The organism is Pseudofrankia saprophytica (assembly GCF_000235425.2).
GTDB classification, from domain to species: domain Bacteria; phylum Actinomycetota; class Actinomycetes; order Frankiales; family Frankiaceae; genus Pseudofrankia; species Pseudofrankia saprophytica.
Map to the genome: position 1 here is coordinate 5,870,806 of NZ_KI912266.1, position 10,676 is coordinate 5,881,481.

Consider the following 10,676-nt stretch of genomic DNA (forward strand, 5'->3'; position numbering starts at 1 on the left):
GGGAGCGGATGTCGCGGCTGTACAACCCGCCTGCGGAGATGTTCGCCCACATCAGCGCCGCCGGAACGGCGCAGGACGTCGCGGGCTTTCTGGCGCCGTGCATCCAAGCAGGTGCCCGCACGCTGACACTGATACCGGTGGCCGACACCGTCCACGAGGGCATCGAGCAGGCCGCCGAGGTTCGCGACCTGCTCCGTGCGGGAGCGGCGTGATGGCGGTGTGACGGCCATGCTCGGCCTCGGCCGTCGTGTCGGCTCGATGGCGCCGTTTCGGTGGTGGCGGCGCGGGGCACGGCCAATATCGGCGGCGATGTGCCAATGACGTGTATCCGGTGGCCGATGATCGAAGACATGGAGTGACCAGAGAGAACGCGGGGGGTGACGGCTCTCCCCTGAGAGCTTCCGACGCCGGTCGGTTCGCGTCAGGTGGCCGGCAAGGTGCGCATGGGATGGCTCAGGTCTTCGCCTCCGGCGGCGAGGTAGGCCAGCTGATGTCGACCATGGACTGGTCCGCCACGCCTCTCGGCCCGGTACGCGGCTGGTGTGCCGAGCTTCGGATGGCGGTGAGTATCTGCCTCGAGTCCCGATTTCCGATGCAGGTTCTGTGGGGGCCAGAGCTCATTGTTCTGCACAATGACGCCCTTATCTCGCATGTGGGGCGAAAACACCCGGGATGTATCGGTCGGCCGTTCCGTGAGGTCTTCGCGGAGGTCATGCACATCCTTGACCCGCTGCTCGGCCAGGTGATGTCCGGCGGCGGGGCGACCTGGTCGCAGAACCTGCGGGTCCTGCTCGACCGGCACGGGTACCTGGAGGAGTGCTTCTTCACCTTCTCCTACAGCCCCATTCGGCGGATCTCATCGGCCGAGGTGCTCGGGGTGCTCACGACATCCCAGGAAACGACGGCGCAGGTGGTCGGTCTGCGGCGACTGTCCCGCTTGCGCGAGATCGCGAGTGTCACCGTCCACGCGCAGACCTCCGAAGAGGTCTTCAGGAACGCGGCCGAGGCAATGGGCCGCGCCTCGGCGGACGTTCCCTATTGCATGATCGTCCTGCGAGATCCGGATGCCGCCCGGCCGGTGGCGCGGCCGGTGGCGATGACCGGACTGGCCGCGGTGCCGGGTGTGTTGTCCCGCCCGGGCACGCTCGACCCCGACGGGCTCCTGCCCGAGTTCCGCGACTCACTGCTCTCGGGCCGGATGATGATCTCAAGGCGGCTCGTCGAGCGGCTCGACCTCAGGCCCACCACAGACATTCCGACCCTCAACCGCGCCATCATTCTCCCGCTCACGGCGGGTGGCTACGAGCCGCCCCTCGGGCTGCTCGTGGCCGGGATCAGCGACTGGCTCCCGCTGGACAGCGACTACCGCACCTTCTTCACCCTGGCAGCCGCCCAGATCTCCGGCGCCGCTTCGTCGGCCGACGCGGCCGAGGCGGCGCGAACACGGGCAGCCGAGGCGCGTTACCAGTCGCTGCACGACATACTGACCGGGCTACCGAACAGGGGCGCGCTTTTCGACCACCTCGGAAAGGCGCTCGACGAAGCCTGGCGAGATGGACGGCGCGTCGGTTTCCTCTTCATCGACCTCGACGGTTTCAAGGTCGTGAACGACGTGCTCGGTCACCAGGCCGGTGATGATCTGCTGTGCGACGTCGCGCGTCGGATTCGCCGGGCGGTCCGCCCCGATGACTTCGTCGCCCGGCTCAGCGGCGACGAGTTCGCCGTCGTCTGCGAGGGTATCGCTGCCGTGAACGAGCTCGAGACGGTCGCGGACCGCGTTCTCACGGCGGTGTCGACAACCAGGTCCCACGACGGAAAAACGGCCTCCGTGACCGCGAGCATCGGCGTCGCCCTTTCCGAACTGGGGATCTCCACCCCGGACGAGCTCGTACGCGCCGCCGACGTTGCGATGTACACCGCCAAACGGCGCGGCCGAGCCCGCTACCAGCTGTTCGACGGCCCCACTCGGGACGCGACGCCGCACGGCGCACGAAGCTCGTGATTGACGCCTGCGCGATCGGGTCCCGTGACCGCGTTGCTGGTCGAAGGCCAGACGGCGGCTGATCACCAGGCACGGCGGGCGCGTCCCGTTGGGGCCTGCCCGGCAGCGCGTCGCGTTCACTCTCCGCCATCCCGGAGGGAAGCGACAGGCTTTCGGGCCAGGACGTGAGGTATCAGACGAACTCCTCGTCCCGGTCGGTGAACGGCTCCGCGTCCGGGCCGGGGCGGTACACGGCGATCACAACGTTGTAGGCGCCGGGCCGGCCGACCGGCGCGGCCAGAGCCGGCCAGCATCCCGACATCTCCGGTGCCCGGACGGCCAGACGGCCGGTACGGATCATGGTGGGCAGCACGCTCTCGGCCACGCGGCCCGGCAGTGGCGGGTCGACGCTGGCGGCGAGTTTCGGGGCGTGCGCTATAACCGTCGTGAAGTCGAACTCGTGGAGTGCCGCCGCGGCGCCGAGATGATCCGCCAGTCGCCGCTTTAGTACGGCAGCCGCTCTTTTGCGATCTGCGCTACTGCGACCAGCTCGGCCCGGCGCCACGTCGGGGGTGCCGGGCCCAGGCCGTGGCGGCGCAGGAGGGTGCGCGCCGAGGTGGCTGATACCTGGGACCTGCAGCTTGCGGCATTCCCGACGATGCGGAACGTAGCCCCGGCGAGGATTCTCCCGGGCCAGGCGGAGCACCAGCTGCACCGTCGCGTCCTCAAGCGGGCGACCGCGACGCGGCTGCGCATAGGTCCACCGTCGGCGGACCAACTCTCGATGCCAGCGCAGCAGAGTGGCAGGGGTAACGAGGAACGCCGACCAGCGCGGACGGGGCAGGAGCTGAGCCAGGCTGGCCAGCAGCATCCGATCGGACGGGGCGTACCGCGGCCGGGTGACCTGGCGACGCGGCATCGCAAGCTGATGGCGCAGGACGGCGATCTCGACGTCCTTCTCGTCCGACCGGCCCCCGAGACCGGCCACGCCGAGCAGCCTAGGATCAGCAGGAACACGACCGTCGACACCATGCCGTCATGATCCCTGACGTGCTGTTCGCCCCGCTCAGCGCCCCTGACCGTCCAGTTGCACCGGGTGCAGATCGCACTCCTGGTCTACGACGCGCGAACCTGAACCAGAGCACGAGACCGCTCGGGCGGCCCGCCGAGTCCGGCGAACGCGTCTGGCACGACGAACAAGCCGAGGATCCACGTGACCAAATCGAGCCGTTCGAGCTTGTCCCGAACCAGGGTCAGGCGGTCGCCACCGTTCAGGGGATCAGGCGCGACAGGCGGTCCTCCTCGAGGATCCGCCGCGTGGTGACGCGTTCGGGATATGAGCGCATGAACATGCTGGTGAAGTGTCTTCCGTAGTGGATGTAGTCGCCGTCTCCCCCGCCGGACAGCGGGCGGACGCGGGCCTGGAAGTTGGGCTCGTGGAAGTAGGCCAGGGCGAAGCGCTCACGGGTGTTGAGTCTCACCTTGTGCGGCGTGGAGAGCAGGAAGCCGTCCGTGATGAGCTGGAGCATGTCACCGGGAAAGACCGTGAACACGCTCGGAACCGGCGGCACGAACGTCCACGGCTCCTCGTTCTCGTACCTGCCCGCCATGCTCTCACCGGGCAGCCAGTTCCTGCTTCGCTGCTCGCCGTCGACCGGCGGGCGTATGTAGAGGCCGCCCACGTCGTCCTGCGCGGCGATAACAAGCAGCCCGTAGTCGGTGTGGGCTCCTATGCCCCTGCTCGCGTGCTCCGACCGGGCCGGGAACCGGAGCACCCGCATATGGTGCCAGCCGCCTGCTGTCAGGTCCGTCAGGCCCTTGACGTCGATACCCAGGCCCAGCGCCGTCAGCCTCAACAGCCTCTCGCCGATGGAACCCAGCTCCGCCATGAAGGCCAGCATGTCGTGCTCGTACTCGTCGTCCGGCCAGGGAACCGGGCCGTGGCACGGCCACTGCGCCCGCACCCGGGGATCATCCAGCCGGACGTCCGGGCAGACGGTAAAAATCTCCGAGTAGTCCGCCTCTCCCGCCGTGCGCTCCTCTCCCAACGCAATGTATCCGCTGTAGGTCAGGCCGCTGATACAGTCGCGTTTGAACTCGGTCGGCATACCGAAGAAGCGCCCGCTGGACTCTATGGCAGCCTTGGTCCTCTGGTCCTGCTCCGGTTCGGCGGCCACCTGGAGGATTCCGCCAGCCCGCCACGCGTCGATCAGTTCGCCCGCCAATTGGATGTCCGACTTCGTGCCGTCCACAAAGTCGGGAAGCTGGAATGTCCGGAGGTCGGCCATCTGGTCTCCTTCTGGGGTCCACGCATCGATCCCGCGGCACAATGGCGACGGTCATCACCAAAGGTGTACCAGAGCCTAAAGCGAGATAGAACCGAAAGCGTGGCACCGCCTCGTGAACGGGTTCCATGACGGGTGTCACGTGCGGCGATGCCTGGTCCGGCCTTGTGGACGACCCTGTAGCTGCCGAAAATGTCATCCGCCCTGCTCAGAGCGGTCGCCGCTGCGGTAGCCGACCACGGTCCTCCCAGCGCCTGGCCCTCGCTCGTCGGGCCGGCGATGCGCGAGGATGGCGGTTCGTGGTGCTTCGCCTGACCTATCTCGGCCTCACGAACGCGTTCGCACTGCCGTAGCTGCTGCCCCGCGGTGACCGTGCCAAGGACATCGAGATCCTCACCCTGCGCCGCCAGATCGCCGTGCTGCACCGCCAGCTCGACGGCCAACGCATCCAGTTCCAGCCCACCGACCGCGCCCTGCTCGCCGCCGACTTCCCAGAGACCGTGACCCTGACCGGGACGCGCCTGTACATCCTCGCGGTGATCAAACAAGCCACCCGGCGCGTCCGGATCCTCGGCGCCACCGCGCACCCCACCGCAGCGTGGGTGACCAGGCCGCCCGCAACCTCGCCATGGATCTGCAGGACGCCGGATCGACCGCCCGCTACCTCATCCGCGACCGCGACCGCGACCGCAAATACCCAGCGCTGTTCGACGCGATCCTCGCCGACGCAGAAATCACGATCGTGCGCAGCGGCATCCAGTCCCCCGCATGAACGCGATCATGGAGCGGTGGGTACGGACCTGCCGCCGAGAACTCCTCGACCGAACCTTGATCTGGAACCAGCGGCATCTCCTGACCGCCCTCCGGGCCTACGAGGCGTTCGACAATACGCATCGGCCACACCAGGGCATCGCCAACGCCAGACCACTCCAACCGCCGCCCGAACCAATCACCGACCCGGACCGGCTGACCCGTCTCACCGTCCGCCGACGCGACCGGCTCGCCGGCATCCTGCGCGAGTACGAACATGCTGCCTGACCAGCCCGGATGTATTTTCGGCAGGTACCCCTCCCCGGGCGCAGCTGTCCGACGGTGCGCTGAGCAGTGCCGCGGCCGAATGAGCCTGAATACCTTCCCGCCCGGCGGGAACTTTTCCCGACTTCCCGGGCCGGGCCGGGCCGCGCCGCCGGGATCGCGCCTGCGCTCTCGGGGAGCCTGGTCAGATCCTCGACCTGCGGTGATGGAGACTTCAGCGGGCTGACCGCGCCGGCGGCGCCGAGCCGCGTCTCGGGTCGCCCATTCGGATAATTGTGTGGATCGACCGTTCCCTCGGGGCCGGGCGGCTGCCAGGATGGTGAGCCTGATAGCCGTGAAGGCCGTGTGCGGGGGAGCGCGATGCTTTCGCAGTTGTTTGCTGGTGACGACCTTCTCGACCGCATCGCCCGCGGCGGCTCCGAACGCATCTCCCAGACTCAGAACGCCACCCACCCGGCCGTGCGGAAGGTGCAGGCGGCGCTGCTGATCTGGGATCACACCTGCCTGCCGGTCCATGGCGCCGACGGCACCTTCGGCGGGGAGACCGCGGCGGCGGTGCACCGGTTCAAGGTCGAGGTGCTCGCCGTCCCGCCCGCGGATCTCTTCGACGACGTCGGCCCGAAGACCGTCGTCCGCCTCGACCAGATCGCCGCCGCAGACGAGACCCGCACGGCCCTCGGGGTCGTCGCCGTGGCGGGCGCGGGGGTGGGCGAGGCCGGGATCGCCACGGCCCTCGCGGCCGTCGCGGCGACCGGCGGGCAGCTCCTGCTCGGCCTGGGCACCGCCGCGGCGGCCGTGACCGGTGGGCCGGCGACACTGCGGGCGCTGGCGGCGCTGGTGGGAACGGCGCTGGCGGGGGTGGTCACACCGGAGGACCCGCGGGTGCCGGACGGCGTGGACCCGGACACGGCACAGCTGGTCGGCGTCTGGATCTCGATGCTCGACCCGGCGTTCCTGCTCGAGGAGGCCGACCCGAAGCTGGCCGACAACGTGTCCGTCGACCTCGGCGGCTGCATTCCGGCGGCAGGATGAGCCACTTCCGGCCGCTGATCGGCCACATTCTGATCCAGGTGGTGGTCGTCGACGGGCCGCCAGGCACCTCGGCCCGGTTCGCGCCGGGCGAGAGCGCGGCCGCGCTGCGGGACGTGTACTCCGGCCTCGGGATTCTGCGCCAGCTCGGCCAGGACTGGGCGCGTGCGCAGCCGGTGCCGGTGCGCGAGATGTTCGGGTTCTCCGTCGACTCGACGACGGTGACGCTGTCGCTCGACCCACATGAACTGGAGATCGCTCCCGACGAGGTCCCGGCCAGGCGCGACGACGTGTGGCTCCCCCTGGCGGCCAGGGCGCTCAGGACGAAGCTCTCGCTGGGCACCGACGACCTCGCGAAGCAGATGGCCGAGCTGCGCCAAAAGCTGAGGCGGACGACGGTGTTCGGCCTCCGTGTCGCCGACGCCGCGGTCCTGTTCCTCACCAAGTACCCGGTTCACCACTCGGCCTGGGCGGTGAGCGAGGGCGGCGACTACGCCGTGGTCGGCATGTCCCCGGTGACCAAAAGCGAGCGGGACAGCAAACGGCGCAGGCGGGTGGTCGCCCACGAGCTGGCCCACCTGTTCGACGCGCCGGACGAGTATGGCCTGGGCGAGACCGGCCGGGTGATGTGCGAGGCCAGCGACAATGTCGGCTTCTTCGACACCCGGAATGAGAACTGCGAGTTCATCGTCGCGCCGTCCGCGGGCCTGCCCGCGGTTGTGAACCCGCACCAGGTGCCCTGTCTCATGAACGAGCTCGAGCTCATCGCGCTGTGCCCGCAGTCGCCCGGGCACCTCGGCTGGGTGGACGACGACCGGGACGGCGTGCTCGACCTGGCTCGGCCCGCCACCATTCAGCTGTCCACGCACGCGGCACGTCCCTTCACCGGCGTCGTCATCACCGGCAACAACCTCTGGGACACCCGGTCCATCCTGTTCAACGACGTGGAGACGACAGCGTTCGACCTGCGCGGGGCCAACCCGGATCTCCCGGTCAACCCGGCCGACCCGCTGCACGTATCGGTGAGCGTGTTGGTGCCACGAGTGCCAAACGGGATCTACACCGTGAGGGTGGTGACCCGCGCCGGCCCGTCGACCGGCTCTGTGGACGACACCTTCCTGCTCGTCGTCGACGACTTCCCGCAGCCGACCGGGGACCCGGTCGTGTGGGGGGTCGTGCCGCGCTTCGGCCGCGCGGGCACCACTGTCCGTGTGGTGGGGAAGGGGTTGGTCGGCGTCACATCGGTGACGTTCGGCGGCGTGCAGGCCGACATGTCGACATTCGTCCAAAGCCCACTCATCTTCCCCGACGAGGACACGTTCACGATCCAGGCACCCGCGGGGCCGGTCGGCACGGTCCCGGTAGTGGTGACACGCGACGACGGCGCCGCCTCGCCACCGTTCCCCGGGTTCGCCGATGTCACCTACCCACGGCCGACCACCGGCACCACCCCCACCCCCGCTACTACCCCCGCCCCGGCCGACGACGAGCATGGCCTGCTGCCCTCCGTCCTCCAGTTCGCCCGCGACCGGCTGGCAAGCCTGGTCAATACCGGCGCCGACGCCCTGGTCAACCTGCTCACCGGCGGTGCGGGAGCCAGCCCCGCGGCCGGCGGGGCGGGTTCCCACACGCCGCCGGCCCTTGCCGGCCCGGTGGCCGGGGCCGCAGGCTTCCCCGCGTTGCCGGCCGCCGCCGGCGCGCCGGCGCTGGCCGTCCCGGCCGCGTTGGCGCAGGACGTGGCGAACGACCTGGCGAAGGCTCGCGCCGAGCTGACCGCGGCCACTGGCGCCCCGACCAATGTCCTGGCGCACCTGGCGGTCGCGCTGGCTGCCCTGCGGTCCGCCTGCCAGCGCGCCGCCGCCGCGCTGCCGGCGGCAGGCACCGCCGACCAGGCGCTCGCCAGGGCGATCACGTCGGCCACCGCCGGACCGCGCGGGCTGGCCGCGCAGCTGCGCCTGCCGGCCTCGTGGCCGTGGACGGTCTCCGGCCCGGTGGCGCGCGCCGAGGTTCACGGGCCCGACACGCCGGTCGAGCTCGCCGGCGTGCTCGCGCTGCGGCGACCGGTGCTGACCGTCCAGTTCGACTGGGCGCTGCCCCGGCTAACCGTGACGCTGACCGCCGAGGCGACCGTCCGGTTCGCGGCGGACGCGCTGGTCGGGGCGCTGTCGTCGGGCGCGGGCGCGGACGTGAAGGCCACCCTGACGGTCAGGGTCGACTCGTTCGACGGCGTCGGTGTCGGCGGCGGCACCGCAACCCGGGTACGCCTACCCGCAACCGTCAGCAACGCCCTGCTGGCGCTGCGAGACCTCACGTTCGGTCTGCCCGAGCGGGACTTCGAGCTCGCCGTCGACCTGACCGGCAGCCTCGGCCCGGTGGCCGTCCACATCCAGGGCGCCGGAGTCATCCTCACCGTCGACCCCGCCGCGGCGACGCCCCTGGCCGTCAAGGCGCGCCCACCGGACGGTGCCGGCCTGGAGGTCAACGCCGCGGTGGTGCGCGGTGGCGGCTTCGCGGCCCGCCGCGGCAGCACCTACCACGGCGTGCTCGACCTGGTCATCGGCCCGGTGCGCGCCCAGGCGATCGTCCTGATCGGGACCGAGCCGGACTTCTCCCTGCTGCTGATGTTGTTCGCGCGGTTCGCCGCGCCGATCCAGCTGTCGTTCGGGTTCACGCTCAACGCCGTCGGCGGGCTGCTCGCCGTCAACCGCGGGCTGTCCAGCGACGCCATGATCGCCGGCGTCGGCGACGGCACGGCCGACGTGCTGCTGTTCCCCGACGACCCGGAGCGCGTGGACGCGGGGCTGCTGGAACGGCTGTTCCCCGCCCGGTCCGGCACGGTCGTCGTCGGCCCGGCGTTCGAGCTCGGCTGGGGCAGCCCGATCTCGTTCCTGACCGCCAAGGTCGGGGTGTTCCTGCAGCTGCCCGCGCCGAAGCTGGTGCTGCTCGGCGCGCTGCGGGTGGCCCTGCCGAGCCCCCAGGCACCCATCGTCGACCTGCGGGCCGGCGTCTACGGCGAGATCACCCCGGAACGTGCGCTGGTGCTGGTCTCGCTCGCCGGGTCGCGCATGGCCGGGTTCACCCTCAGCGGCGACCTGGGGCTGCTGTTCGGCTACGGCGCCAACCCCCGGTTCGCCGTCTCCGCCGGCGGGTTCCACCCCGGCTACGCCGGCCCGCCGGAGCTGTCCGCCCTGCGCCGGGTGACCGTGGACATGTCTCCGCCCGCGCTGCTGACCCTGCGCGCCGAGGCGTACGTCGCGCTGACCAGCAACGCCTTCATGTTGGGCGCCCGGGTCGAGGCGGGAATCGACTTCGGGGTCGCCGACGCGCGCGGCTACCTCGCCTTCGACGCGATCGTGCTGTGGGCGCCGTTCCACTTCGAGGTCGACATCCGCGCCGGCATCGCCGTCCGCGCGCTGGGCGAGACGTTCGCCAGCATCGCGCTCGCCCTGCACCTGGAGGGCCCGGGCCGGTGGGTGGCGCACGGCACCGCCACCCTCCAGCTGTCGTTCCTGCCGGACATCGACCTCGAGGTCGGCCCGCTGACCTGGGGCACCAGCGCCGACCCGCCGCCGCCGCTCGCCTCGCCGCTGGCGGTGCTGCGCGCGGAGCTCGCCCGCCCGTCGGCCTGGGAGGTGCTGCCGCCGGACGGCGCCGAGCACCTGGTCACCCTGCGCGACGCCACCCCGGCGGCGGGCAGCCTGTTCGCCCACCCGCTCGGCGGCGTGGGCGTCCGCCAGCGGGCCGTCCCGCTGGGCGTGCGCATCGACCAGCTCGGCGGGCGGCCCGTGAGCGAGCACCTGCTCACGCTCGGCCCGCCGACGCTCGCGGGAACCGCGGGCGCCACGGCCACGGGCGCCGCCCCGGTCACGGACCTGTTCGCGCCCGGCCTCTACCTGAACCTGACCGACGAGCAGAAGCTGTCCCGGCCCGCCTTCGAGCCGTTCACCTCCGGCGCCCTGGCCACGGGGCTCGGTGCCGCCCGGTTCGGCACGGCGAGGCAGACCGACTACCGCTGGGAGACCGTCTTCCCGCACCGCGCCGACCTGCCCACCGTGGCGGGGGACGCGGCGCAGCTCACCCAGAAGCAGGCAGCCCAGGCGCTGGCCGCGAGCCCGGTCGGCCGGGCCGCGGCCGCCAACCCGTACCGCGTCGCCGGCACACCCCTGGCCCCGATCGGAGACATGCCGTGACCGACGGCCCGCTCGTCGCCTCGCCGGCGACCCCCGACGTCCCGTTCACGCCCGGCGACGTGGCGCTGGCGGCCTACACATTCCTGTCCTACGTGCGCACTGGACTCGCGGCGGCGGTCCGCGACCCGGCGGCGGGGGCGCTGCGCGCGACGGTCG

The 10,676-nt window shown here is 71.1% G+C and carries 8 protein-coding genes; 6 read left to right on the forward strand and 2 right to left on the reverse strand.

Annotation, left to right across the window (positions count from 1 at the left end):
* Positions 1–8 precede the first annotated feature (8 nt).
* Complete coding sequence (locus tag FRCN3DRAFT_RS49805) at positions 9–212, forward strand: hypothetical protein (RefSeq protein WP_007510702.1); 204 nt, start codon at positions 9–11, stop codon at positions 210–212.
* 236 nt (positions 213–448) lie between these two features.
* Positions 449–2,002, forward strand: a complete 1,554-nt coding sequence (locus tag FRCN3DRAFT_RS46110; RefSeq protein ID WP_007510700.1) for a sensor domain-containing diguanylate cyclase — start codon at positions 449–451, stop codon at positions 2,000–2,002.
* A gap of 172 nt (positions 2,003–2,174) precedes the next feature.
* Here the strand turns inward: FRCN3DRAFT_RS46110 and FRCN3DRAFT_RS54275 are convergent, their stop codons facing one another.
* Together FRCN3DRAFT_RS54275 and FRCN3DRAFT_RS0224845 are read right to left on the reverse strand one after the other, a co-directional pair.
* Positions 2,175–2,969, reverse strand: coding sequence for a hypothetical protein (locus FRCN3DRAFT_RS54275; RefSeq protein WP_007510698.1), 795 nt, complete (start codon positions 2,967–2,969; stop codon positions 2,175–2,177).
* Between the two features lie 283 nt (positions 2,970–3,252).
* The gene (locus FRCN3DRAFT_RS0224845; RefSeq protein ID WP_007510697.1) at positions 3,253–4,269 is read right to left on the reverse strand and encodes a 2OG-Fe(II) oxygenase family protein; all 1,017 of its coding nucleotides are present in this window, start codon (positions 4,267–4,269) and stop codon (positions 3,253–3,255) included.
* Between the two features lie 595 nt (positions 4,270–4,864).
* On the opposite strand from FRCN3DRAFT_RS0224845, the gene FRCN3DRAFT_RS58285 reads away from it, so the two are divergent.
* The 4 genes from FRCN3DRAFT_RS58285 to FRCN3DRAFT_RS0224865 all read left to right on the forward strand — a co-directional run bounded on the left by FRCN3DRAFT_RS58285 (position 4,865) and on the right by FRCN3DRAFT_RS0224865 (position 10,520).
* Positions 4,865–5,038 carry a hypothetical protein gene (locus tag FRCN3DRAFT_RS58285; protein ID WP_007510695.1) on the forward strand — a complete coding sequence of 58 codons (174 nt, stop codon included), beginning with the start codon at positions 4,865–4,867 and terminating at the stop codon, positions 5,036–5,038.
* The gene (locus FRCN3DRAFT_RS58290) at positions 5,035–5,304 is read left to right on the forward strand and encodes an integrase core domain-containing protein (protein ID WP_007510693.1); all 270 of its coding nucleotides are present in this window, start codon (positions 5,035–5,037) and stop codon (positions 5,302–5,304) included. Before FRCN3DRAFT_RS58285 ends, FRCN3DRAFT_RS58290 begins: the two co-directional genes overlap by 4 nt.
* 357 nt (positions 5,305–5,661) lie before the next feature.
* The gene (locus tag FRCN3DRAFT_RS0224860) at positions 5,662–6,333 is read left to right on the forward strand and encodes a peptidoglycan-binding domain-containing protein (protein WP_007510692.1); all 672 of its coding nucleotides are present in this window, start codon (positions 5,662–5,664) and stop codon (positions 6,331–6,333) included.
* A complete protein-coding gene (locus tag FRCN3DRAFT_RS0224865; protein ID WP_007510690.1) occupies positions 6,330–10,520 on the forward strand; it encodes a DUF6603 domain-containing protein in 4,191 nt (1,396 codons plus the stop codon). The genes FRCN3DRAFT_RS0224860 and FRCN3DRAFT_RS0224865 overlap by 4 nt, the downstream gene beginning before the upstream one ends.
* Positions 10,521–10,676 lie beyond the last annotated feature (156 nt).

Bases quoted from the DNA above. Each gene is read 5' to 3' on its own strand.
- FRCN3DRAFT_RS49805 (WP_007510702.1), top strand. From the start codon at position 9: ATGTCGCGGCTGTACAACCCGCCTGCGGAGATGTTCGCCCACATCAGC.
- FRCN3DRAFT_RS46110 (WP_007510700.1), top strand. From the start codon at position 449: ATGGCTCAGGTCTTCGCCTCCGGCGGCGAGGTAGGCCAGCTGATGTCG.
- FRCN3DRAFT_RS0224845 (WP_007510697.1), bottom strand. From the start codon at position 4,269: ATGGCCGACCTCCGGACATTCCAGCTTCCCGACTTTGTGGACGGCACG.
- FRCN3DRAFT_RS58290 (WP_007510693.1), top strand. From the start codon at position 5,035: ATGAACGCGATCATGGAGCGGTGGGTACGGACCTGCCGCCGAGAACTC.
- FRCN3DRAFT_RS0224860 (WP_007510692.1), top strand. From the start codon at position 5,662: ATGCTTTCGCAGTTGTTTGCTGGTGACGACCTTCTCGACCGCATCGCC.
- FRCN3DRAFT_RS0224865 (WP_007510690.1), top strand. From the start codon at position 6,330: ATGAGCCACTTCCGGCCGCTGATCGGCCACATTCTGATCCAGGTGGTG.